The organism is Candidatus Berkiella cookevillensis (assembly GCF_001431315.2).
In the GTDB taxonomy this organism is placed as follows: domain Bacteria; phylum Pseudomonadota; class Gammaproteobacteria; order Berkiellales; family Berkiellaceae; genus Berkiella_A; species Berkiella_A cookevillensis.
Genome location: NZ_LKHV02000001.1, coordinates 406,787 through 429,920, shown reverse-complemented (window position 1 = coordinate 429,920; position 23,134 = coordinate 406,787). Strand labels below are relative to the sequence as shown.

The 23,134-nt window shown below is 39.5% G+C and carries 25 protein-coding genes; 11 read left to right on the top strand and 14 right to left on the bottom strand.

What is annotated here, in order from left to right; translation table 11 throughout:
• Window positions 1-92 precede the first annotated feature (92 nt).
• The 4 genes from CC99x_RS01870 to CC99x_RS01855 all read right to left on the bottom strand — a co-directional run bounded on the left by CC99x_RS01870 (window position 93) and on the right by CC99x_RS01855 (window position 3,685).
• On the bottom strand, window positions 93-1,202 hold the full coding sequence (locus CC99x_RS01870) for an aminotransferase class I/II-fold pyridoxal phosphate-dependent enzyme (protein ID WP_057623628.1): 1,110 nt from the start codon (window positions 1,200-1,202) through the stop codon (window positions 93-95).
• A complete protein-coding gene (locus CC99x_RS01865; protein WP_057623627.1) occupies window positions 1,189-1,788 on the bottom strand; it encodes a helix-turn-helix transcriptional regulator in 600 nt (199 codons plus the stop codon). The genes CC99x_RS01870 and CC99x_RS01865 overlap by 14 nt, the downstream gene beginning before the upstream one ends.
• A 206-nt stretch (window positions 1,789-1,994) precedes the next feature.
• Window positions 1,995-2,531, bottom strand: a complete 537-nt coding sequence (locus CC99x_RS01860) for a GNAT family N-acetyltransferase (protein ID WP_057623625.1) — start codon at window positions 2,529-2,531, stop codon at window positions 1,995-1,997.
• A complete protein-coding gene (locus CC99x_RS01855) occupies window positions 2,528-3,685 on the bottom strand; it encodes a branched-chain amino acid transport system II carrier protein (protein WP_057623623.1) in 1,158 nt (385 codons plus the stop codon). Before CC99x_RS01855 ends, CC99x_RS01860 begins: the two co-directional genes overlap by 4 nt.
• A 903-nt stretch (window positions 3,686-4,588) precedes the next feature.
• Here CC99x_RS01855 and CC99x_RS01850 point away from each other — a divergent pair.
• The gene (locus CC99x_RS01850) at window positions 4,589-4,894 is read left to right on the top strand and encodes a YciI family protein (protein ID WP_200953412.1); all 306 of its coding nucleotides are present in this window, start codon (window positions 4,589-4,591) and stop codon (window positions 4,892-4,894) included.
• A gap of 106 nt (window positions 4,895-5,000) precedes the next feature.
• Here CC99x_RS01850 and CC99x_RS01845 read toward each other — a convergent pair whose 3' ends face one another.
• Window positions 5,001-5,771, bottom strand: coding sequence for an ABC transporter permease (locus CC99x_RS01845; RefSeq protein ID WP_259596546.1), 771 nt, complete (start codon window positions 5,769-5,771; stop codon window positions 5,001-5,003).
• Entirely contained in the window at window positions 5,768-6,691 is a 924-nt protein-coding gene (locus CC99x_RS01840; protein ID WP_102134507.1) for an ABC transporter ATP-binding protein, read from the bottom strand. Before CC99x_RS01840 ends, CC99x_RS01845 begins: the two co-directional genes overlap by 4 nt.
• 204 nt (window positions 6,692-6,895) lie before the next feature.
• Between CC99x_RS01840 and CC99x_RS01835 the strand changes: the two genes are divergently transcribed.
• Genes CC99x_RS01835 through CC99x_RS01805 form a run of 7 tightly spaced genes read left to right on the top strand, consistent with a single transcriptional unit; the run spans window position 6,896 to window position 13,344 of the window.
• Window positions 6,896-7,654, top strand: coding sequence for a YciC family protein (locus tag CC99x_RS01835; protein ID WP_057623617.1), 759 nt, complete (start codon window positions 6,896-6,898; stop codon window positions 7,652-7,654).
• A gap of 13 nt (window positions 7,655-7,667) precedes the next feature.
• Entirely contained in the window at window positions 7,668-8,357 is a 690-nt protein-coding gene (locus tag CC99x_RS01830; RefSeq protein ID WP_057623615.1) for an HAD family acid phosphatase, read from the top strand.
• A 26-nt stretch (window positions 8,358-8,383) separates the two neighbouring features.
• Complete coding sequence (locus CC99x_RS01825) at window positions 8,384-9,520, top strand: branched-chain amino acid ABC transporter substrate-binding protein (protein WP_057623613.1); 1,137 nt, start codon at window positions 8,384-8,386, stop codon at window positions 9,518-9,520.
• Window positions 9,521-9,529: 9 nt separating this feature from the next.
• A complete protein-coding gene (locus tag CC99x_RS01820; protein WP_057623611.1) occupies window positions 9,530-10,447 on the top strand; it encodes an ABC transporter permease subunit in 918 nt (305 codons plus the stop codon).
• A 5-nt stretch (window positions 10,448-10,452) separates the two neighbouring features.
• Window positions 10,453-11,724 carry a high-affinity branched-chain amino acid ABC transporter permease LivM gene (gene livM / locus CC99x_RS01815; protein WP_057623608.1) on the top strand — a complete coding sequence of 424 codons (1,272 nt, stop codon included), beginning with the start codon at window positions 10,453-10,455 and terminating at the stop codon, window positions 11,722-11,724.
• Window positions 11,717-12,589, top strand: coding sequence for an ABC transporter ATP-binding protein (locus CC99x_RS01810; RefSeq protein ID WP_057623605.1), 873 nt, complete (start codon window positions 11,717-11,719; stop codon window positions 12,587-12,589). The genes livM and CC99x_RS01810 overlap by 8 nt, the downstream gene beginning before the upstream one ends.
• Before the next feature lie 20 nt (window positions 12,590-12,609).
• Window positions 12,610-13,344 (top strand): ABC transporter ATP-binding protein, encoded by a 735-nt coding sequence (locus CC99x_RS01805; RefSeq protein ID WP_057623762.1) that lies wholly within the window; start codon window positions 12,610-12,612, stop codon window positions 13,342-13,344.
• Between the two features lie 26 nt (window positions 13,345-13,370).
• Here CC99x_RS01805 and CC99x_RS01800 read toward each other — a convergent pair whose 3' ends face one another.
• The 4 genes from CC99x_RS01800 to CC99x_RS01785 form a co-directional block, all read right to left on the bottom strand.
• Window positions 13,371-13,589: a hypothetical protein gene (locus CC99x_RS01800; RefSeq protein WP_057623603.1), complete on the bottom strand. Its 219-nt coding sequence runs from the start codon at window positions 13,587-13,589 to the stop codon at window positions 13,371-13,373.
• A gap of 136 nt (window positions 13,590-13,725) precedes the next feature.
• Window positions 13,726-13,995, bottom strand: a complete 270-nt coding sequence (locus tag CC99x_RS01795) for a hypothetical protein (protein WP_057623601.1) — start codon at window positions 13,993-13,995, stop codon at window positions 13,726-13,728.
• 362 nt (window positions 13,996-14,357) lie between these two features.
• Window positions 14,358-14,678 carry a hypothetical protein gene (locus CC99x_RS01790; RefSeq protein WP_057623599.1) on the bottom strand — a complete coding sequence of 107 codons (321 nt, stop codon included), beginning with the start codon at window positions 14,676-14,678 and terminating at the stop codon, window positions 14,358-14,360.
• A gap of 290 nt (window positions 14,679-14,968) precedes the next feature.
• Window positions 14,969-15,271 carry a hypothetical protein gene (locus CC99x_RS01785; RefSeq protein WP_057623597.1) on the bottom strand — a complete coding sequence of 101 codons (303 nt, stop codon included), beginning with the start codon at window positions 15,269-15,271 and terminating at the stop codon, window positions 14,969-14,971.
• Window positions 15,272-15,466: 195 nt separating this feature from the next.
• Between CC99x_RS01785 and CC99x_RS01780 the strand changes: the two genes are divergently transcribed.
• Complete coding sequence (locus CC99x_RS01780) at window positions 15,467-15,931, top strand: DoxX family protein (RefSeq protein WP_057623595.1); 465 nt, start codon at window positions 15,467-15,469, stop codon at window positions 15,929-15,931.
• A 59-nt stretch (window positions 15,932-15,990) separates the two neighbouring features.
• On the opposite strand, the gene CC99x_RS01775 is transcribed toward CC99x_RS01780, so the two are convergent.
• The 3 genes from CC99x_RS01775 to pdhA are packed head-to-tail and all read right to left on the bottom strand — an operon-like array spanning window position 15,991 to window position 19,138.
• The gene (locus CC99x_RS01775) at window positions 15,991-17,085 is read right to left on the bottom strand and encodes a dihydrolipoamide acetyltransferase family protein (protein WP_057623593.1); all 1,095 of its coding nucleotides are present in this window, start codon (window positions 17,083-17,085) and stop codon (window positions 15,991-15,993) included.
• Window positions 17,082-18,062, bottom strand: coding sequence for an alpha-ketoacid dehydrogenase subunit beta (locus CC99x_RS01770; RefSeq protein ID WP_057623591.1), 981 nt, complete (start codon window positions 18,060-18,062; stop codon window positions 17,082-17,084). Before CC99x_RS01770 ends, CC99x_RS01775 begins: the two co-directional genes overlap by 4 nt.
• Window positions 18,059-19,138, bottom strand: coding sequence for a pyruvate dehydrogenase (acetyl-transferring) E1 component subunit alpha (gene pdhA, locus CC99x_RS01765; RefSeq protein ID WP_057623587.1), 1,080 nt, complete (start codon window positions 19,136-19,138; stop codon window positions 18,059-18,061). Before pdhA ends, CC99x_RS01770 begins: the two co-directional genes overlap by 4 nt.
• Before the next feature lie 292 nt (window positions 19,139-19,430).
• Between pdhA and CC99x_RS01760 the strand changes: the two genes are divergently transcribed.
• Entirely contained in the window at window positions 19,431-20,570 is a 1,140-nt protein-coding gene (locus tag CC99x_RS01760) for an acyl-CoA dehydrogenase family protein (protein WP_057623585.1), read from the top strand.
• Window positions 20,571-20,812: 242 nt separating this feature from the next.
• Here the strand turns inward: CC99x_RS01760 and CC99x_RS01755 are convergent, their stop codons facing one another.
• The gene (locus CC99x_RS01755) at window positions 20,813-21,568 is read right to left on the bottom strand and encodes an SDR family NAD(P)-dependent oxidoreductase (protein ID WP_057623583.1); all 756 of its coding nucleotides are present in this window, start codon (window positions 21,566-21,568) and stop codon (window positions 20,813-20,815) included.
• 265 nt (window positions 21,569-21,833) lie between these two features.
• Here CC99x_RS01755 and CC99x_RS01750 point away from each other — a divergent pair, with 265 nt between their 5' ends.
• Window positions 21,834-22,991, top strand: coding sequence for an isovaleryl-CoA dehydrogenase (locus CC99x_RS01750; protein ID WP_057623581.1), 1,158 nt, complete (start codon window positions 21,834-21,836; stop codon window positions 22,989-22,991).
• Window positions 22,992-23,134: the final 143 nt, after the last annotated feature.

The window sequence follows — 23,134 nt, the reverse complement described above, 5'->3', positions numbered from 1 at the left end:
CTATAAAGATATTATAGTTCTAATGAGGATCTTAAATTTTTATTTTTGATTATATTAGGAATATAAAAAAATCAAGAATAAATAAACAGCACTCATGCTACAATGAATGCTTTTAATCTCTCTAAAGCCTCCGGCATATTTTTACGACCATAGCCAATTCGAAAATACTGGCTTGGATAATCATAGACAGATGCTGGCAATAGCAGTACACCACTTTTTTTAATCAAAGCCTCACAGAATTCATCTATTGATTCATTCCCTTTATATTGTACAAAGCCCACGCATCCACCTTGTGGTCTTTGCCATGAAAAGAGATGCTGATATTCTGCCATAAATTGATCTAATAAAATTAAATTATCAGACACAATTTTATTATTTCTATCCAAAATTTTTGCTTTATTTTTTAAGGCAATGAGACTCATGACCTCAGCAGGGGCACTATTACAGATGGATAGATAGTCTTTCATTTTTTTAATTTTATGCAGTAATTCGATATCTTGACAAGCAACCCAACCCACTCTAAGCCCTGCCATGCCAAAAGCTTTGCTCATCACTCCCAGTGACAATGCCTTAGGATATTTGCAAGCAGCAGGCTCAGCCCAAGGTTCTTGTGGCGATCCTAGTAGTCGATAAACCTCATCAGAAAATAACCATATGCCATGTTTATCGCACAATGCAACTAATTCTGAAAGTGCAGCTTGTGTAATCACTTGTCCAGTTGGATTATGGGGGAAATTAATAATCACGCATTTTGTATTTTCTTGAATTGCACTTTCAATCTCCTTTATATCAATGCACCAATGATTCTCTTCACGTAACAGTACTTGAGTAACTGTCGCTCCCTTTAATTGAGAAATCTCGAGCAAAGATTGATAACAGGGCGTCAATACAATTACATGATCGCCTGGTTCTGAAAGAGTATACAAAGATGCAAAGATACCTTCTTCAGCACCAGCAAAGCATAAAATATTCTCAGCTGTTAGATCAGGGTAAAGGCTTTTTGCAATTTCCTCACGCAGCAATGGTAAACCATAAGGTTCTGTATAATGTAAGCGCAGATCGTCCCATAATTTTCTATCCTCAGGACTTGCAAGTGCAATTATCTCCTGCATCGTAAAGCTCTCTGCATCTGAACAACACAGCAAATAAGGGCTACTGAACTCATATTGCGTTAAATATTCTTCTAATTTAAATGCTTTCATGATTAAGGTGTCTCCATTCTTTCAAATATTTAAACAGGGTGGCACGACCGATATTAAGAGTGCTTGCAATATAGTCAGTTGCATTTTTTTCATTGAATGCACCAATCCCAAATAAGTGCTTTGCAACCTCTTTCTTTTGACGGTTTGTTAAGCTTTCAAAATACCATGCTTGCTCTTGCAAATAGGTATGGATCGCAAGATGCAATTTTTCCTGCCAATCTTTTGCGAAAAGACTTTTAGGCCCTGCTTTCTGGCTTATTTCTAAGAATTGTTGACTGAGTGTTTGCATTTGATTAAAAACAGAAACATCGCAGTTAATGCAGATCAGCCATTTGTCACTGAGGGGTACTGAGATTGATTTGATCAAACGGCCATCAAAACTGAGTTTTGGATAAACAATTGTCTCTAAATTATCCTCAAAACCTGATAGCTCAAGCAAGGAAGGATCACCGATTTGACGTTTTGACAAAACACCTTCTATATAGCAAATCGTGCCCGAACTTAAGTCATGGATCACAACTTCTACCAAAGGCTTCATCAACAACACGATGGCATTACACAATGCTTTATAAACTGATAAATCCATGTATACTCTCCTATTAAAGATACTTTAATGTTCAAAAATATACAACATATAGACTTTCAAGTCTATAATCAGAAGAATTTATTTAATAGGATACCCTCTTTGAAAACTCAGGAATAAAGATTCGTCATTGCGAGCAAAAGACGCAGGAAAAAAATGACAAATCTTTATTCCTGGGGATTGTTCAGTTTGAAAAAGAAGAATAAAATTTAAAGCTTGGTTATTCGATACAGCACATGCTTAGACAAAGGATGTTGAAGATCTAATTTGGGATGCGTGAAGTCATCTCGCAAATCCCGCATCATACCAATTCTTTCCATCACTCGAATTGATCGAAGGTTAAGCATAGCTGTAAAAGATACAATTTCTGCCAAACCCAAGGTATGAAATCCATACGCAAGTACTGCCTTTGCACCTTCTGTGGCATATCCCATACCCCAATATTGTGAGCCTAAACGCCACCCTATCTCTACAGCAGGCGTAAAATGTGCTTCCCATTGCATGCTAGATAAGCCAATAAAACCTATCATTTCATGACTTGCCTTCAATTCTGCAGCAAAAAGACAAAATCTTTTTTCTTCAAATCCTTTGTTGCAGTTTTGCATAAAAATGTCTACTTGCGCTTTGCTCATACTGCCTAACAAAAATTCGATGACCTTAGGATCTTGGTTGATCTGCCAATAAGCATCTCTGTCTTCTTCTTTCCACGTACGCAGTATCAACCTATCTGTTTCTATGACTTTCATAGCACGCTATGCTTAAATACAATATATGCTGCTGAACACAGCGTAATGATCCAGAATAGATACATCTTAGACTTATGGTATTTTCTTGTACAAATACTAAATACCGTCAATACAATTAAACCTGGATAAGATATTTCTAATGCAGGCGCTAAAAAGGCAGCAATCCCTTTAAAATCTAACAGTGAAATCAAAAAGGAGATGAATGTCGTTGAAAATAAGATAATAGGAAATCTGGAGTCTTTGCACTTAAATAAATTGCAAAGATATCGCGCATAAATATTGTTTAAAGCAACTGCAGTGGTAATACAAGAAAAAAGCATAGCAACAGCAACAAATAAAGTTGCGAAATCCCCCATCACATGCATCACAATCATTGGTAGCATTTGTTCGGGTTCAATGGTTGAAATCAGATGTGAATAATGTGCGCCTAAAAACACAAATCCCAAATAAACAATCGATAGCATTATTGAACCAATAATACTGGGCTTAATCGCAAATTTTAAAATCTCTCTATCCGTCGCTGTTGCAGGCATGAGGCTTTGCATTTGTTTAAAAATAAGTGCAGAGAAAAAAAGTGCAGCAAATAAATCCATTGTCTGATAGCCCGTTAAAAATCCATCTATAAATGCATGAGAGGCACTTATATTCTCAATATTGTCAGGCGCTCTTATGATACCCATTACAATCAAACCTAATAAGACTATCAATAAGATAGGGCTCATCCACTTCCCTAAAATAGTGATCATTACATCATCTTTTAAGCAAAAGAAAAAAGTTGCCAGACAGAAAATAGCAGCAAAGATGACAAGGCTCAGCTCTGGAAAAACATAGCTTATTCCTCCATGTGCTACCGTAATACACCTTGGCACAACACCAAAAGCACCTAATAAAGAGAGTATAAAAAGGGGTAAAGCAATGCGTGCAATACTGCCTGCTTCTCCGAAAAATTGATTATAATCACCTTTATGTAGTTTGATAACAAAAAGACCTAAAAACGGCAGTAAAATCCCCGAAAGAAACAATCCCACAAAACCAATAGCCCAGCTATTCCCTGAATGATTGCCAATTGAGATAGGGAATACCAAATTCCCCGAGCCAAAAAACATTGCAAATATGGCAAAACCATAAAGAAAAATAGACTTATATTGCTGCATCGTCATTACTCCGAAGCGTTCGTTTCTAATGAAATGATAAAAAAGGTGTAAATGTAGGGGGTGGGTAAATATGGCCGTCAGGCCACAACAACGACTTGGGAGACAATGAATACATGAAGGACACTCAGAAATGCGCCCTTTTTAAGCTTTTCTAAAAGAGATAAAACTGGGTAATTATACGGGCAGTATAATTGAATCACGCGTCTAATCTCTCCAAAATAAACAATACTTTGCCGATAATAACAAGATTCTGTAAGTTAGTAAATGCAATCCATTCTAAAAATATGACCTCTTATCAGTACCCCAAAACAAAACTTTCTTCTATCAGAGTCATATGGCTTATATATTTTTTGGTGCTGCTCTGAAAGCGGCTTTCTGGGAAAGTCTTGGCAAGCATATGCAAAGCCATTTGTGCTTAAATCAATATTTTTAACGGAAGACTAGGGGCTGTTGACATTTTGCTGACCTAGTTACCGCTACGTCCCGCGGCTTGTCCCTGTCTCTTCTACACAAATATGTCTAGCACACCATACAGTTGATTTTTAATATTCGCAAAGCGAATAAAAAATCCCACTTTTTGAAGGGGGACGCGCACTGACAAGTGCGCAAGGGGGATTGATGCTGAGAATTTAAGGTCAAACAGCTAAATCCCTCTGCTTGGCGCAGCTACGCTGTTGCCAAGCATCTCCCTTTACAAAAGTGAGAAAATGTTCGCTTTGCGAACGAAGAAAAAGACAGTTACTATGCTTATAGTCAACTTGTGTAGAAGAGTCAGGGCTTGTCCGCGGGACGTAGCAGTACCTAGGTCAGCAAAATGTCAACAGCCCCTATATTCATCTTCTGTTTTGAGAATGGATAGAGTTTGATACAATCATCCAATAGTATCAAAAAGGATCTTGCAAAATGAAAAATATTTTTGTCGTTATTTTACGATATATTGTGCCAATAGAAACCATTGATGAATATCGCTCTGCCCATCTAAACTTCCTTGACCACTTATATACAAAAGGCGTATTTATTACATCGGGCACACAGAATCCACGCTCCGGTGGTATTATGCTCGCTAAAGCAGAAAATAGAAGTGCACTTAAAACAATATTAGCAGAAGACCCTTTTAATGTGCACAACTTGGCAGAGTATCAAATTATTGAATTCACACCTACACGATATTCAGAGAAATTCAAAGCTATTTTGGATGAGACACAATAAATAAGCCCATATAATTCCTGATTCGCTATGTAAATCTATTTTCTCACTTTTGTGCTTGTATTCCCTGTCCTGACATCAACAAAAGAGAGGTCAGGACAGGCTGCTTCTAGTTCTTAATCCCAATCCCTTTTACAAGTGCCCACCAATTCACTAAATAAAGAACCACACAGACACTCGCAATGAATAATATAGCCTTTTCTACGGCAATATCACTCACACCTAACATGCCATAACGGAAAGCATCAACCATATATAGCATTGGGTTAAAGTAGGACACTTTTTGCCAAAAGGATGGCAACATATGAATAGAATAAAACACGCCACCTAAATAAGTCAGTGGTGTCAAAACAAAAGTAGGAATAATATTAATATCGTCAAATTTCTTAGAGAAAATAGCATTCAACAATCCTGCCAAAGAAAACAACAATGCCGTTAAAAAGGCAACTAGCAAAATAATCCAAGCATGATAAAGGTGCAAATCTGCAAACAAGAAAGCAACCACCATCACAATAAGTCCAACGCAAAATCCCCTAACAACACCACCAATAACAAATCCCCATAGAATCGTATTGGCTGACATGGGAGATACATACATTTCTTCGATATTTTTTTGAAATTTAGCTCCAAAGAATGAAGCAACGACATTTGCATAGGAATTATTAATGATTGCCATCATAATCAAACCTGGCGCAATGTAATCAATATAAGGATAACCACCCAACTCGCCAATGCGTGGCCCAATTAAGCTACCAAAAATGATAAAATATAGAATAATTGAAATCGGTGAAGGCAGCAGTGTTTGCGTCCAAATGCGAAAAAATCTTGAAATTTCTCTTCTGACAAGCGTATTAAATGCAATGTAGTTTTGCCATATCATGATAAGGGCTTTCCTGATACTCGAGATAAAAATAACTCTTCTAAGCGGTTTACTTTGTTGCGCATACTTAATACGTGGCAACCCAATTCAGATAATCCTTGGAATAATTGATTGACCGTTAAAGATCGTTGGAAACTGACCTCCAAGGTTGTCGGATCTGGCAACATAAAACTATAGCCATCCAGCTTGGGCACTTCTGCAAGCGGCTCTTTGATATCGAGCACGTAACTCTCTACATGTAATTGATTGACCAGTAGCTTAACGCTACTGTTTTCAATGAGTTCGCCCTTATTAATAATGGCAACATTTTTACAAAGCTGCTCTGCCTCTTCAAGATAATGCGTTGTCAAAATAATGGTTGTGCCTTGCTTATTGAGATCTTTCAAAAATTCCCACATAAAGCGACGCAACTCAATATCAACACCCGCTGTAGGTTCATCCAAGATTAATAATTTCGGATGATTAATGAGTCCTCGTGCAATCATCAGTCGCCTTTTCATCCCACCCGATAACATGCGACCCGGTGTATGCGCTTTGCTCCATAAATCTAATTTTTTTAAAAGATCGGTCGCTCGTATTTTCGCTTCCTTATAGGGAATACCATAATAACCAGCTTGGTTGATCAAAATACTCATGGGCGACTCAAAGACATTAAAGTTAAACTCTTGAGGTACAAGGCCTAACTGAAACTTGGCTTGATACCTATCCTTATCCAAGTCATGTCCATAAATTTCAACTTGACCAGAAGATTTAGTGACAAGTGTTGCAATGATACCAATGGTTGTTGATTTACCCGCACCATTTGGGCCAAGTAAGCCAAAAAAATCACCATGCTCTACCGCTAAAGTGACACCATTGAGTGCTACCGTACCATCTGCATACTGTTTCTTAAGATTGCTGATTGACAATGCTTGCATAATGTATAGTCTGCTTGTTAACTTTTATTATCGTCTATTTAATTTATGATTGGACTATACACTCAAAATTTTAGCGATAGAAGTAAATGAACTTTAAGAGAAAAATAGTGTAAGGAAGATATAACACTTAAAATTTCATAAGATAATACTCCATTCCCCTCATTTCGCGTTATGATGTGGTCATGAATAAATAATATATTAGCCATAATGTTTAGTTTATTAACAAAATCAAGTCAACAGTCCGAAATTCTTGAAAGTGGATTTAAACTCTATAAATCTTCTTATAAACAAGGATTTCTACTTGCGTTGATTGCATCCTTCTTTTTTCTTGTGCCTTTATATTGGCCCTACATTACACTTACTTCAAATATTCACATATCAGAACACTCAGCAACGCATTTATTGATGCTGAGTCTAAGCTGGCTTCTTTCTCTTATTTTTAGTTTAGGCTTATTATTTAAGTTACATTGCTCATGTAATGGTATTCAGAACTCGACACTGCAATCTATCAAGCAAAGCCTCTATAGATTAGTGACGACCCTCTTAGTAGCCACACTCTATCTGATTATTGTCTTCAGTGGCACGATGCTATTGATCGTACCAGGCTTTATATTGTCCATCACTCTGATGTTCTCTTTTATGATGGTCGTCAATGAAAACAAAGGTGTACTACAGTCTCTCTTAACAAGCCATCAGCTTGTGTGGGGCAATTGGTGGCATACCTTTGTTATTATGAGTGTCCCCCTATTACTAAACATTATTATCATGCTATTGGCCTTTGTGTTATTAGTTAGTATTTTTTCCAAAACACTGTTCCAAATAACGGGCTGGTATTATTATGTATTTGCACTACACCTCATTTTGCAAAGCTTGCTGTTACCCTTAACCTTTAGTATTGCATTAGTATTGTTTAATGATTTGCGAATCAAGCAACGGCAAAATCAATCTCCTTTTACAGTACGCTAAGCCTGAGAGAAAGATGAAAACTAGAATAGACTCCATTTTTTCCACAGTGTTCTTGCTTTGTGCGCTTGCCATACCTTCGTTCATACAAGCAGCTTATACAAAGGGGCAAAGCCCTGAGATCATTAAAACACTCACAGAATATTATGAGTCTGGGAATTATTTTAAAGATATTGAAACGGAAATAGACAAAGCAAGAAAATATCTAGATATCCAAATCCGCAATCGTAAAGAAGCAAGGCTTGCCATTGTATTAGATATTGACGAGACAGCGCTTTCTAATTACGCAAGCTTAAAACGCATGCACTTTACCGGCAATACAGAAGCCTTTACAGGCGCTTATTTACAAGGCGATGCACCTGCTATTGACTCAATCTTAAATCTTTATCAACATGCCATTGATCACAATGTCGCTGTTTTTTTTATCACAGGCCGTCCTCATACCCCAGAAATCAGTACTGTCACCGTTATGAATTTAAAGCGAGCAGGCTACCACACCTGGGAAGATATCTATATGCGCCCCATCTCGAACGACAAATTATCAACAACAGATTACAAAACCTATGCAAGAAAGGACATTGCACACAAAGGTTATGAAATTATCCTCAATATCGGCGACCAACCCGATGATTTAAAGGGCGGATATACAGAAGCTAAGGTTAAAATCCCCAATCCCTTTTATCAAATCAGCATTGAAAAGGCCTAACGCGTTAACAGTCAAAGGAGTAGCATATTGTGTTAAAAGGAATTAAAAAGATAATTGGCCCTTTGTTGTGCAGCGCACTGCTCTCAGCCCCACTGTTTGCAAAAGAAACCATTAAAATTGCGATTGCAGGCCCTTTGTCAGGTGCTTACGCTTCTTTTGGTGAACAATTATGGAAAGGAGCTGAACAAGCAGCCAAAGATATAAACGCAAAGGGAGGCGTTCTAGGTCACACGCTTGAATTGATTCGGGCAGATGATGCCTGTGAACCTAAACAAGCCATTGCCCTTGCAAATCGTATGGTCGATCAAGAAGATGTAAAAGCAGTCATCGGTCATTTCTGTTCTTCTTCTACCATTCCAGCATCAAACATATATGCAGAAAGTGATGTGCTGATGATTACGCCTGCCTCTACAAATCCACGTGTCACAGACAGAGGCCTTAAAACCATCTTTAGAACCTGCGGTCGTGACGATCAACAAGGCGTCGTTGCAGCAGATTTTCTCAATGAAAAACTGAATGCCAAAAAAGTTGCCGTTATCCATGACAAAGATACCTACGGCAAAGGCATTGCAGATGCCATGATGAAACATTTGAAAACACTGAGTATTGACATAGTTTTATATGAAGGCTTAACACGAGGTGAAAAAGATTTTAATGCCTTAGTTACCAAAATAAAACAAGTCAAAGCAGAGGCAGTTTATTTTGGCGGACTCCATAATGAGGCAGGTCCTCTTGTACGCCAATTAAGAGAACAAGGCAGCATGATACCTTTTATTTCAGGTGATGGAATTATGTCTGAAGACTTTGTGGTTGCAGCAGGTGGCGCCAAAATGGTGAAAAATGTCTACATGACTTTTGGTGCCGATCCACGAACTTTACCTGAAGGTAAACGTCTTGTCGACACTTTTAGAAAAAATGGCTACGAGCCCGAGGGATATACTTTATATTCTTATGCAACGCTACAAATTATTGTCAAAGCAATGGAAGCAACAAAATCTACACAAGGCGAACAACTGAGTACCTGGTTAAAGGCCAACTCAGTTGAAACGATTATGGGAGAAAAAGCCTGGGATGAAAAAGGTGATTTAAAAACGTCTGATTATGTCATCTATTTCTGGGATAAAGACGGTAAATACCATCAATATAAAAACACTGTATCCTAAGCAACGACCATGGATTGGATAGTCATTGGCCAACAACTCATCAATGGACTCGTATTAGGCTCCATTTATGGTCTTATTGCCATTGGCTATACCATGGTTTACGGCATCATCGGCATGATCAATTTTGCACATGGTGATGTCTATATGATTTCAGCCTATCTTGCCGCTATTTTTATTGCTTTACTTGCTCTGCTAGGCATTACTAGCTTACCGATTGTTCTAGCCATTACCTTAATACTGACACTTACCATAACAGGCATCTACGGTTGGTGCATTGAACGTATTGCTTATAAACCACTTAGAGGCTCTACACGATTAGCGCCTTTAATTTCTGCGATCGGCATGTCTCTTGTTTTACAAAACTATGTACGTGTCAGTCAGGGAGCACGCAGCCAAGGTATCCCCTCTTTACTAGAAGGGCATTGGCGTTTTGGCAGCGAAGATCATTTTATTCAAATTTCCCAAGTGCAGCTTTCTATCATGCTAACAACCATCATCAGCATGATTTTACTAAGCTTAATGATTAAAAAAACCCGTTTAGGCAAAGCCATGCGTGCCACCCAACAAGATCTCAAGATGGCAAGTATTTTAGGTATTCCCACCCATAAAATTATTCCCTTGGTTTTTGTCATTGGCGCCATAATGGCTGCCATCGCAGGTATTCTTGTTTCTCTAAATTATGGTTCTTTTAACTTCTATATTGGCTTTATCATTGGCATAAAAGCCTTCACTGCAGCTGTTCTGGGTGGTATTGGATCATTGCCTGGTGCCATGTTAGGCGGTTTGCTGCTAGGCATGGCAGAATCCCTATTCTCAGGCTTTATCGATGTTGATTTTAAAGATGTCTTTGCCTTCTCTATCTTAGTGTTAGTGCTTATATTCAAACCCAGTGGTTTGTTGGGAACACCAGAAGTGGAAAAGGTGTAAACTTAATGCTAAGGAAAGCTCTACTAGATTCATTTTATACAAGTATTATCGCTTTCTTAGTGTTTGGCCCCATTACAGGACTCATACTCCGCGGCTTCACCATTGATTTCGCACCCATGCGCCCCATCGCTCTGGCTCTCATTGTATTTATAGGTCGATTTTTACTTATCATCGGCCAAGAAACACAAAATCATAAAGCCTGGTGGAAAAAAATATCCCCTTCCAAAGCCTCTAAAATTACTGTCAGAAGACCCTTTCATAAAAACTGGCTCATACTCTTAATTATTTTTAGTCTTGGTTTATTACTGCCTTTCTTCTTAGGAAAATATTGGCTCAGTGTTGCCATACTTGCACTTATTTATGTGTTATTGGGCTTAGGATTAAATATTGTTGTGGGATTGGCAGGCTTGCTGGATCTGGGCTTTGTTGCTTTCTATGCTGTAGGCGCTTATGGATATGCCTTAGGTGCCGAGTATCTAGGGCTTGGTTTTTGGGGTGCGCTTCCTTTTTGCGCCTTACTCGCTGCCAGTTTTGGTGCTCTCTTAGCTTTCCCTGTCCTAAGAATGCACGGCGACTATTTGGCCATTGTCACATTGGGCTTTGGTGAAATCATTCATTTAGTACTGAACAATTGGGCTTCCTTTACACATGGCCCTAATGGTATCTCAGCGCCTGCGCCTACTTTATTTGGCCTAGAATTTTCACGCCGAGCCAAAGAAGGCGGTATACCCTTTCATGAATTTTTAGGCATCACTTATTCTGCAAATCATCGCTACATCTTTATTTATCTCTTATTATTTCTGGTTGTATGCGTGATGCTGCGCTTTGTTGTTCGGCTGCAAAAAATGCCTATTGGGCGCGCTTGGGAAGCATTACGAGAAGACGAAATTGCCTGTCGCTCCCTGGGCATCAATCATGTCACAACCAAGCTATCCGCCTTTAGCCTAGGTGCAATGGTCGGCAGCTTAGGGGGCGTATTTTTTGCGGCGCATGAAGGTTTTGTGAATCCTGCTTCCTTCACTTTCTTTGAATCGGCTATTATCTTAGCCATTGTTGTATTAGGTGGCATGGGTTCTATCGTGGGTGTTGTCTTTGCTGCGATTGTACTCACTTTGTTACCAGAGCTACTAAGAGAATTTTCTGAGTATCGAATGCTTGGCTTTGGTGCTTTGATGGTTTTAATGATGATCTGGCGACCCAAAGGTTTAGTAGGGGTTGTCCGACAATGGTTCGATGCACCTAAGAAAAAACAACAGGCGCCCGAGGCTTATGAGTAACAACAGCATTTTAAGCGTTGAAAAATTAGGCATAACCTTTGGTGGCATACACGCACTCGAAGATATTTCATTCGATGTCAAAGAAAAAAGTATTACCGCCATCATTGGACCTAATGGCGCGGGTAAGACAACGCTTTTTAATTGCTTAACCGGCTTTTATAATGCCAGCAAAGGCGCTTTATACTTCAACGAGAAGCATCGACGTATTAATATCCGCGCGCTATTAGGTATGCCCTTTCAATTAGGCTATCTCTTATCACCTTATGAATTATATCAGTGCTTGTATTATAAAATGTTCGGTGGCTCTCACTTAGTCGCTCAACTAGGCATTGCTAGAACTTTTCAAAATATTCGGCTTTTTAAAGAAATGACCGTTGTGGAAAATTTACTGGTAGCCCAACACATCTTCGCACATCGTAATCTTTTAAGTGGTTTGTTCAATACAAAGAAATTTCAGCATTGGGAAAATCAAGCGCTTGAAATTGCCTTCTATTGGCTGGCAAATTTTCATTTAACAGCACAAGCCAATCGTTTAGCGGGTGAATTATCTTATGGACAACAACGCCATTTAGAAATTGCACGTTGTCTTTGCTTAAAACCCAAATTACTCTGTTTAGATGAACCTGCAGCGGGATTAAATCCTCAAGAAACAGAAGAACTGAGCATCCTGCTGCAACACCTTAAACAAAGCCTTGAACTTAGCATCTTACTGATTGAACATGATATGAACATGGTGATGGGTATATCCGATCAAATCGTCGTTCTCGACCATGGTAAAGTTATCTGCCAAGGCTCGCCAGAGATGGTCAGAGATAACAAACGCGTTATTGCAGCCTATTTGGGAATTGAACAAGATGCCGCTTGAAAGAATGCGAAGAATATCTTATGAATAATACGCCCTTACTGCAATATAAGAACATTGTTGCCCGCTATGGCTCTATCACAGCCTTAAATGATGTGTCATTAGATATCTACGAAAATGAGATTGTTGCACTCATTGGTGCAAATGGTGCAGGAAAAACAACGCTACTGATGTCCTTATTTAGAGAGCCAGCGATAGCAACAGGCAGTATTTTATTTGAAGGCACAGCTATTCATCACTTAAGTTCACATGAAATCATAAAATGCGGCATCTCTGTGTCTCCAGAAGGAAGGCGTATATTTCCCAAACTCACCGTGGAAGAAAATTTGCAATTAGGTGCTTTTGTCATCAAAAATAAAGCACAAAATCAAATGCAACAAAAGTATATATATTCTCTCTTTCCCATTTTATACGACAGACGCACTCAACGAGCGGGCACCTTATCCGGTGGCGAACAACAAATGTTGGCCATTGGTCGAGGCCTCATGCCAAAACCACGTGTATTTTTTTTAGATGAACCCAGTCTTGGCTTAGCACCTTTGTTGGTAACGCAAATATTCAAGATACTCTCAGAGATTGCAAAGGCAGGTACCACTTTATTTTTGGTTGAGCAAAATGCAAATCATGCGCTCAAACTTGCACATCGTGGATATGTGCTTGTGAATGGAAAAATAGAACTCATAGGAACAGGTCAGTCACTACTCAACAACCCCACCATTCAATCGGCTTATTTAGGTAAACACGCAACATCTATTTAATATCGAGAGTACCTCGCTCACCTATTTTACTTTCTGTCACGCACACGGTATACACCCCTGTCATAGCTTTCGCTGTAATGCGCAGGTTCTTTTTGAAACAACCACTTACTGATGCTATTACTCTTTTTAGGTTGAGAGGCTGACTGAGATTGTGCGGATGCGGTATTTTCTTTGCGCAAATGGGAACATGCATTCATGGTGCACACAATCATAGCAACGACTATTGCAAGAGAGATTTTTTTCATATTGCCACCTTTTGCACAAGACGATTATATAGCCTTCTCACATGAATTTTAGCAGATAAATAAAGAGGTTGATTGGATGGTAATGGAACCCGTATTTTCATACGAGTTCCAAGATATAAAAGTGAATAGCTTAAAATTAGTCTCTATCACCCATAAACTTTTCTGCACGCACAGCAGGATGGCTTGCAGGTGGATCTCCTTCTCGAATCTGTCCTTGACGGCTATTTTGAGGAGAAATACTAGAACCTCTTTTTACATCATTATTATCTCCGCCCTCACTGCCAGAGCTAGAATCACCTGAACCACCGCCGTCTGCACCGCCACCTTCGCTACCAGCATGAGCCGCAGTTACTAAGCCCAAACCTAAAGAAAAGATTAAACTTAATAATAAATTTTTCGTTAACATACAAAATCACTCCTAACATTCAAAACCAAAGTGGCTTTAATATCTTTTATATTCCCAGTTTAGCAAATGAATCATAGTTCATACTTAAGCATCATGCACAGCTCTTCAACTTAAAAAAATGCTAACAACACACAAGTAAAAAAACAGCATCATGATTTTAAAGATATTTTCTATTAATATTTGCAATACAGATAAATAAAAGGAAGCTTAAGCTACAGTAAGTAGATTACTGCATAAAGGATAAGGTAGAAAACTCAAATCTATCGATAAAGGTGATCTTTTTGAGTATTTTAGAATATAAAAAATAGGGGGTTTCTCCCCCTATAAAATAAACTTTATTTTATTAGAAGCTGAATAGCGACCTAGTCTCTATCTCTCATTCTTTCCAACGCTGATTCAGCATTAGAACCTGCAGGTGCACCACCACGACCTTCTGTCATGTCATTGATATGCGTTCCACCATCACTTCTAGCCCGCTCAACAGCAGCGTTTCCCACACTTTTTTGCATGCCATTGTCATTGTCTCCGCCACCTTCACTACCGCCGCCACCTTCACTACCGCCGCCACCTGAAGCGCCAGAACTACCGCCATCGCTACCACCACCAGACTCTGCATGAACAACGGAAGCTAATCCTAAGCTTAAAGAAAAAATCAAACTTAATAATAGGTTTTTCGTTAACATACCAACTACTCCTCACATCTAAAACCAATGTGGCTTTAATGTCTTTTATTATCTCAGTTTGAAAGATGAATAAAAGTTGATATGCGCCTATTCTAAAAAATGGCTATGACCTATCACAAAATAAATGAAGTAAGAGTTCAAAAGTAACATAATGATTTTAAATATATTTTTTCTATAAAACGATGGGTGAAGAAAAATAGGAAAGCATGCGAGCTAAAAAAGAGGCATTACTGTATAAAAAATAATATTTGGGAGACCTAAATTTTGGCCTCCCTGAACTTAATTAAGCGCTAATTTTTTTCACGCACCCCATGACGCGCAGCATTACGACTGTTAGCAGAATCGTCTTTATAATAATTAGGTCTAGCGCCTTGATACGCATCAGAATTGGATTGTTTCTTTTGAAGCTTTTGGCCAGAGGTTTTACGATCAGTACCTTGTGTATGGCTAGCCCCTTGCTGATGCACTTTATGATTGGTCGCTTTATTGTGATGCAGATCATGCTCATAACGTATCATTTCTGTTGAAAATGCAGCTTGAGAAAATGCCAGACCAACACTTATAAATAATAATCCCATAACCCCTTTACGCATAATAATGCTCCTTGCTTTATATCTAATTCTTAAAAATGTTTAGCTACACCTAAATAGTAGCATAAAAAATTCAAGAAACGACTCACCCTTCTGTGAGCTAAAGAAAATTTTGTTGATAATCAGTACTGCTTTAGGTGTAATACCATTCAGTGAAGATCTGATTGGTATTTAATAGAATTAGGGAAATAGGAATCTATGGAAAGACTATCACGCCTATATAGCAAATTGACCAACTTATTAAGCGTACTAGCCCCTTTAGTCGATCTGACACTACGTGCTTGGCTGTTCGTAGTTTTTTTCTGGAATTCTGGCTTAAACAAAATTCAAAGCTGGGATAGCACTCTAATGCTATTTGAAAATGAATATGAAGTGCCACTGATTTCTGCCGATATTGCAGCCTATTTGGGTACAATGGGTGAATTAGTTTTACCCCTTCTGTTGTTGATTGGCTTGTTTAGTCGCTTTGCAGCCATTGGTCTATTTATCGTTAACCTTGTAGCCCTTTATTCCTACCCATTTCTATGGACACCACAAGGCTCAGCTGGCTTTCATCAACATCTCTATTGGGGTGTAATGATGATGGTACTGATGGCACACGGCCCAGGAAAGATCTCTATTGATTGGTTACTCAACCGAAAATGTAAAGAATATCAATATTAACAAAAAAGGCGCTTAAAGCGCCTTTTTTGAATTTATCTTTGAATTTACCTAGATAATCACTATTTTTTTAATTCATCTATCAATATTTTCAAAAAGCGTGTTGCTTCCCCGCCTGTTACAGAGCGATGATCAAAACTTAAAGACAACGGTAGCACGGGATGCACTTGCGGATCGTTATTCACAACCACTACTTCTTTACGCAATGCGCCAACACCTAAGATAGCAACCATCGGAGGTACAACAATGGGATTTGCATAACGACCAGCAAACTTTCCAAAATTAGACAGAACAATGGTAGCCCCTTGTAATTTCTCAGGCTTAATAGTGCGCGTGCTCACTTCCGTTTTAAGCGCATTGATCTCATCACGCAACATTTTAGCATCTTTGCTGTGCGCATCTTTAATCACAGGAACAAATAAACCATCGGGCGTATCCATCGCCAAACCAATGTGCACTTCTTTTAGCAAACGTCTACCCAATTGTGCAGAATCAAACCAAGCATTTAAGGATTTTTCTTGCTGGCAAGCTGCAACCATGGCTTGAATAACACGTACCGTATAATCACCATTATTGGCCCATGCATGAATATCCACATCATCCACAATGGTAACGGGCACAACTTCACTATGCGATTGCGCCATCGTTATCGCCATCATGCGTCGAGTCCCTTTCAAAGGTTCTAAAGGGCCAGCCTGATTCAATGCTTCGCTTGCTCTTTTTACATCATCGGCAGTGATTGTACCATTCGCCCCAGTTGCAGAGACAATGGAGAGATCAACATTGAGTTTATTTGCAAGTGCACGCACGGCAGGTAATACTTTGATACCAGAAGCCTTACCAGATGCTGAAATTGCGGTTTCTTTGATGATCTCATCGCTGACTTCAATTTTACCCGCAACCGTTCCTCTGTCTTCTTTAGCGCTCACTTCAAATTCTATTAAAGGTGCGCCTGTTGCAATAATATCACCTTCTTTACCATGTAGTTTTTTTACTTTCCCAGCAAAAGGGGAAGGTACTTCTACAACTGCCTTTGCAGTTTCCATTGAAACCAAAGCTTGATCTTCTACAATAGTATCGCCCTCAGCAACATGCCATTTTACAACTTCTGCATCTGGCAATCCTTCTCCTAAATCAGGCAAATGAAATATCTTCATGCGAACTCCAAAACTTGTTGTACAGCCGTTAAAATCCTTTGTTTACTTGGAAGATATGTTTTTTCAAGCTTATATAAGGGAACAATGGTGTCATAACCTGATACTCTCACAACAGGTGCCATTAATGAGGTTAAAGCATTTTCTGCAATGAGTGCTGAAATTTCCGATCCAACAGAACAGGTTGAGACAGATTCTTGCACAATCACACAGCGGCCTGTTTTATGCACAGAATTTAAAATCGTATTAATATCTAAAGGCTTAATGGTAGCAACGTCAATAACATCTGCTGTAATGCCATTTTTTGCAAGTTCATCAGCAGCCTGTAAGGTTTCGTGCATCATCGCCCCCCAAGAAACTAAGGTAACATCATTGCCTTCGCGTAACTGAAAACAAACATCTAACGGCAATGCTTCACCATTATCTTCCACTTCCTCTTTCATTAAACGATAAACACGCGTTGGTTCTAAAAATATAACAGGATCTGGATCACGAATGGCGGCCAATAATAATCCATAAGCACGACTAGGAGAGGATGGAATGACAACCCGTAATCCTGGTACATGCGCAAACATTGCTTCGATACTTTCTGAGTGGTGTTCAGGCGCATGAATACCCGCGCCGTAAGGCGTACGAATCACCATTGGGCAACTTAATCGTCCTCGTGTACGATTACGCAAGCGGCTTGCATGGCTAATGATTTGATCTAAAGCTGCGTAAATAAAGCCTAAAAATTGAATTTCTGCCACGGGCTTTAGCCCCATTGCAGACATACCAACCGCTAAGCCTGCAATCAGATTTTCAGCCAAAGGAGAATCTTTAACGCGGTGCTCTCCAAAGCTTTTTGCCAAACCATCTGTGGCACGAAACACACCACCATTCACACCAACATCTTCACCGTATACCACAACATTGGGATCATGTTCTAATTCATAAGCTAAGGCTTTGTTAACAGCTTCAATTAATGTAATAGCGGTCATTTTGTTCCCTCTTTTAATGCTTGGTATTGAGCCTCATATGCTCTGGGCAAAGTGGCATATAAGTGTTCAAACATAACTTCGGCAGGTGGTGTAGGTGTTTCAAGATATCGCGCTACTGCATCGTTTACTTCCTGCGTAAAAGATTCAATCATTTTACTTTCACGCGCTTCATCCCAATCCCCTTTGCTTAACAAATATTGCTTTACACGTTTGATGGGATCAAATTTTTCATGTGCTTTAAGTTCTGCTTCGGGCCTGTAGCGGCTGGCATCATCTGCTGTTGTATGATCGCACATACGATAGGTAATCGCTTCAATCAAAGTAGAGCCTTCACCATTACGTGCACGCGCTAAAGCTTCTTCAACTTTTTGCGTAACGGCAAAAATATCATTCCCATCGACTTGAAGAGAAGGAACACCACAGGCGATGCCTTTTTGTGCCAATGTTTCTGAAGCGGTTTGCTTTTCTCTTGCAACAGAGATTGCCCATTGGTTGTTATTGATAACAAACACAACCGGCAATTTCCAGACACCCGCAACGCCCAAAGCTTCATAAAAGTCACCCCGAGAAGTGCCACCATCTCCGATAGTAGCAACAACTGCTCTTTTCTCTTGACGGTACTGAAAAGCAAATGCAGCACCTACCGCATGCAAACATTGACTTGCAATGGGCACACAAATAGGAAAATCATGTGGATTGTCTTTAAAGGCGCTCCCTATTTCATCACCACCCCAATACAATAAAATTTCTTCCATACGAACACCGCGCCAAAATTGCGCACCATATTCACGATAATAGGGACACAACACATCTTCTTTTTTCATCGCAGCACCAATACCCACACAAATGGCTTCTTGGCCCAAAGTAGAAGGATAAGTACCCAATTTACCTGTACGCTGCAAAGTGATGGCTTTTTTATCAAATATTCTTGTTTTAGCCATCATCTTATATAACTTTTCAATATGCTGTGGATCCTGTAGATATGCAGGCAACTCTTTTGAACAAATTCCATTTTCATCTAAATAACGAAAATAGGAGATGGCAAAATTTGCTACAATCGTATTCTCTTGATTCACAAGGATCTCCTTTTTGCGACGCAAAATATTATGCAATCTTTCTTTAGTCACAACGCATGATTTTTGGGGTAGGCATCAAGCCTCGAGCAACCGGCGTTTACGCAAGCGTAAATGAGGATTACGAGAGAGCGAAGACAACATCGCCCAAAATTTATGTGCAAAGACTATAAATGGAAAATTCTAACAGCCAAAATATGTTAAGGCTAATAGCCAAGCAGCTATTTTAGCAATATTCTTATGTAGTAACTGTTTAAAAGTATAATAATCGACGAATGGTCATGGAGTGTTATTTATGCTACTCAAGGAAGAGCACAAACTCATAAAAGAAACTGCAAGGCAACTAGCAAATAAACATATTGCACCTTTTGCAGAAGAATGGGCACAAAAAAAGCAGTTCCCCAAAGCGGCACTTGAGCCTTTTGCACAAGCAGGTTTTATGGGTGTCTTAGTTCCAGAACATTTGGGTGGTGCTGAATGCGATTACCTTTCTTATGTCTTATTTATGGAAGAAATAGCAAAAGCAGATGGCGGTGTTTCTACCATCATCGGTGTACACAACAGTGTAGGCACCTTGCCTTTGTTAAAATATGGCTCCACAGAACAAAAAGAACAATTTTTAAAACCAATGGCTCAAGGCAAGCATTTGGGCGCTTTTTGCTTATCTGAACCTCAAGCGGGCAGTGATGCCATTAATATTCAAAGCAAAGCAGTAAAGCAAGGCAACAACTACATCCTCAATGGTGTTAAACAATTCATCACTTCTGGAGACATTGCAGATATTGCCATTGTATTTGCAGCAACCAATCATCACGATGATAAAAGAGAGATCAGTGCTTTCATTGTACCCACCAATACCAAAGGCTATACGGTTGCTAAAATCGAAAGCAAAATGGGTCAACATACCTCAAATATTGCGCAAATTGTGCTGGACAATATCAGTGTGCCCGAAGAATATCTGCTTGGCCAGCAGGGAGAAGGCTATAAAATTGCTTTATCTACGCTGGAATGTGGTCGTTTAGGTGTCGGTGCTCAAGCACTCGGTATGGCGCAAAAGGCTTTTGAATTCAGTTTGCAGTATGCAAAAGAACGAGAAAGCTTTGGCAAGAAAATATTTCAGCACCAAGCCATACAATTTAAACTCGCAGAAATGGCAACTGAATTAGAAGCAGCACGTCAATTAATACATTATGCGGCCAGTAAGCGTGACATGGGCCACAGCGTTATCAAAGAAGCTGCCATGGCAAAACTCTTTGCAACAGAACGTGCGGAGCATATTTGTAGAGAAGCCATACAAATCTTAGGCGGCTATGGATATCTCAGTGATTTTCCCATTGAAAGAATTTATCGTGATGTACGCGTAACTTCTATTTATGAAGGCTCCAGCGAAATACAAAAAATTGTGATTGGAAAAGAATTACAGAAAGAGGGATAGCTTTGATTATAAAGGTAGATACGCGCAATGAATCAAATTCCCTCTTTGTAAAGAGGGAAGACACGTAGTGTCAGGGAGATTTAGCTGTACAATCTAAATTCGAGGTCTAAATCCCCCTAGCGTTTCACGCTTTCCCCCTTTACAAAAGTGGGAAAAATCATTCGCTACGCTCATTTATTGAAAAACAAATGAGGATTGCGAGATGGCGAAAGCAACGATGTTTAAAACACAGCTGCGAAGACTTAAGCCATGCGCATAGCCCCATCGAGGCGTATCACTTCCCCATTCAACATTGGATTATCAATAATATGTGCAACCAGTTTGGCATATTCTGATGTCTCACCAAAACGCTTCGGATAAACCGTTTGGCTGATTAATGCTTCTGTCACTGCATCTGGCATGCCTTGTAACATGGGTGTATTAATCAAACCTGGTGCAATGGTCATCACACGTATACCAAATTGTGCTAATTCACGCGCTAATGGCAAAGTCATTGCCACAACGCCTCCTTTAGAAGCACTATAAGCACTTTGGCCTATTTGCCCATCAAAAGCCGCTATCGAAGCAGTATTAATAATAACGCCATTTTCTTCTCGTTCTGTGGCATTTTGAATCATAAGATGCGCAGCCAAACGCATGACATTAAAGGTGCCAATTAAATTCACTTTAATCACTTGCTCAAACCACTCTAAAGCAACGGGTCCTTTCTTACCGACCATACGTTGTGCAGGCGCTATACCCGCACAATTGACGACTACTTTAAGTTTTGTTTGAAGCTCTATTGCTAAACCATGAATGCTGTCTTCCAAAGCTTTTTCATCTGTAATATCACAGACTAAAGCTATGCCATTTATTGCTTTAGCAACACGATGCGCATTTTCTGCATGTCGATCAAGCACGATAATAGTCGCATTCTGCTGAGCCAATGAATGACACAGCGTTTCACCCATACCACTACCACCACCAGAAACAAGAACGACTTGATCTTTTATGTTCATCTGATTACCTTAACTTTTGACTCTATGAGTGAAGCCTAAAATTTGAATGCATATAGTCACAGCACATGGGTTTTAGGGTAGGCGTCAAGCCTCAAGCAACCGCAGTGTACATATAGTACATGAGGATTGCGAGAGGACGAAGACAACACCCCATAAAATTCATGTGAGAAGACTATATACTTGTGGTTTGTACCAAAGAAGGATAGAGTTTCTGAAAACTTTTGCAATCGAGTTATAAAGTTTACTCTCATTTAAGGAAAGCATTATGAGACATCATCTTGGAGAGACAGCAAACCTTATTCAACAAACCGTTGAGCAATTTGCTGCAAAAGAAATTAAACCGATTGCTCATGAAATTGATACAAGCAATACATTTCCACAACCACTCTGGCGAAAAATGGGCGAGCTTGGACTCTTAGGCATTACTGTAGAAGAAAAATACGGCGGCGCACAATTAGGATATTTAGAACACGTCATTGTCATGGAAGAAATCAGTCGGGCATCAGCTTCTGTTGGCCTTAGTTATGGGGCGCACTCTAATCTGTGTGTCAATCAAATTCGCCGCAATGGCACAGAGCAACAAAAACAAAGCTACCTACCTAAACTGATTTCTGGCGAGCATGTCGGAGCACTGGCCATGAGTGAAACAGGCAGTGGCTCTGATGTCATGAGTTTAAAATTACAAGCAACACAAAAAGGCGATAAATTTATCCTCAATGGCCATAAGATGTGGATCACCAATGGCCCCGAAGCAAATACACTCGTAGTATATGCCAAAACAACCCCTGAAGGTGGCTCTAAAGGCATTACTGCTTTCATCATTGAAAAAGAATTTTCTGGTTTTTCTACTGCACAAAAATTAGATAAATTGGGTATGCGCGGATCAAACACATGTGAACTGGTTTTTAATAATTGTGAAGTGCCTGCTGAAAATATTCTCGGAGAACTCAATCAAGGCGCTAAAGTTTTAATGAGTGGTTTGAATTATGAACGACTGATTTTAGCCGCAGGCCCTATTGGCATTATGCAAGCCTGTCTTGATTGTGTCGTGCCTTATATTCACGAACGCAAGCAGTTTGGCAAAGCTATTGGCGAATTCCAAATGATTCAAGCAAAAGTTGCAGACATGTATGCTACCTTAAGTGCAGCAAGAGCTTTTGTATATCAATTAGCAAAATACGCAGATGAAAGCGGACAACTCTCAAACAAAGATGCTGCCGCTGTTATCTTATTTGCTTCAGAACAAGCAACTCAAGTTGCTTTACAAGCCATTCAATGCTTGGGCGGCAATGGCTATATCAATGAATTTCCCACCGGGCGCTTTTTAAGAGACGCTAAATTATACGAAATTGGCGCTGGAACTTCTGAAATTCGTCGTATGATCATTGGTAAGGAAATATTTAATGAAGCAAGCTCGCATTGAATATTATACCCAGAACAGATGATTTTTACCCGCAAGGGGCACAATGTCGAGTAGGCGACAAGCTTTCGAGCAATAGGAATGTATGCAAAATACATGACTATTGCGAGATAAGCGATGTCAACACCCTCGAAAATTCAGCTGTG

Coding starts and splice junctions, on each gene's coding strand:
- CC99x_RS01870 (WP_057623628.1), bottom strand. CDS start 1,202: ATGAAAGCATTTAAATTAGAAGAATATTTAACGCAATATGAGTTCAGT.
- CC99x_RS01865 (WP_057623627.1), bottom strand. CDS start 1,788: ATGGATTTATCAGTTTATAAAGCATTGTGTAATGCCATCGTGTTGTTG.
- CC99x_RS01860 (WP_057623625.1), bottom strand. CDS start 2,531: ATGAAAGTCATAGAAACAGATAGGTTGATACTGCGTACGTGGAAAGAA.
- CC99x_RS01855 (WP_057623623.1), bottom strand. CDS start 3,685: ATGCAGCAATATAAGTCTATTTTTCTTTATGGTTTTGCCATATTTGCA.
- CC99x_RS01850 (WP_200953412.1), top strand. CDS start 4,589: ATGAAAAATATTTTTGTCGTTATTTTACGATATATTGTGCCAATAGAA.
- CC99x_RS01845 (WP_259596546.1), bottom strand. CDS start 5,771: ATGATATGGCAAAACTACATTGCATTTAATACGCTTGTCAGAAGAGAA.
- CC99x_RS01835 (WP_057623617.1), top strand. CDS start 6,896: ATGTTTAGTTTATTAACAAAATCAAGTCAACAGTCCGAAATTCTTGAA.
- CC99x_RS01830 (WP_057623615.1), top strand. CDS start 7,668: ATGAAAACTAGAATAGACTCCATTTTTTCCACAGTGTTCTTGCTTTGT.
- CC99x_RS01820 (WP_057623611.1), top strand. CDS start 9,530: ATGGATTGGATAGTCATTGGCCAACAACTCATCAATGGACTCGTATTA.
- livM (WP_057623608.1), top strand. CDS start 10,453: ATGCTAAGGAAAGCTCTACTAGATTCATTTTATACAAGTATTATCGCT.
- CC99x_RS01810 (WP_057623605.1), top strand. CDS start 11,717: ATGAGTAACAACAGCATTTTAAGCGTTGAAAAATTAGGCATAACCTTT.
- CC99x_RS01805 (WP_057623762.1), top strand. CDS start 12,610: ATGAATAATACGCCCTTACTGCAATATAAGAACATTGTTGCCCGCTAT.
- CC99x_RS01800 (WP_057623603.1), bottom strand. CDS start 13,589: ATGAAAAAAATCTCTCTTGCAATAGTCGTTGCTATGATTGTGTGCACC.
- CC99x_RS01795 (WP_057623601.1), bottom strand. CDS start 13,995: ATGTTAACGAAAAATTTATTATTAAGTTTAATCTTTTCTTTAGGTTTG.
- CC99x_RS01790 (WP_057623599.1), bottom strand. CDS start 14,678: ATGTTAACGAAAAACCTATTATTAAGTTTGATTTTTTCTTTAAGCTTA.
- CC99x_RS01785 (WP_057623597.1), bottom strand. CDS start 15,271: ATGCGTAAAGGGGTTATGGGATTATTATTTATAAGTGTTGGTCTGGCA.
- CC99x_RS01780 (WP_057623595.1), top strand. CDS start 15,467: ATGGAAAGACTATCACGCCTATATAGCAAATTGACCAACTTATTAAGC.
- CC99x_RS01775 (WP_057623593.1), bottom strand. CDS start 17,085: ATGAAGATATTTCATTTGCCTGATTTAGGAGAAGGATTGCCAGATGCA.
- CC99x_RS01770 (WP_057623591.1), bottom strand. CDS start 18,062: ATGACCGCTATTACATTAATTGAAGCTGTTAACAAAGCCTTAGCTTAT.
- CC99x_RS01760 (WP_057623585.1), top strand. CDS start 19,431: ATGCTACTCAAGGAAGAGCACAAACTCATAAAAGAAACTGCAAGGCAA.
- CC99x_RS01755 (WP_057623583.1), bottom strand. CDS start 21,568: ATGAACATAAAAGATCAAGTCGTTCTTGTTTCTGGTGGTGGTAGTGGT.
- CC99x_RS01750 (WP_057623581.1), top strand. CDS start 21,834: ATGAGACATCATCTTGGAGAGACAGCAAACCTTATTCAACAAACCGTT.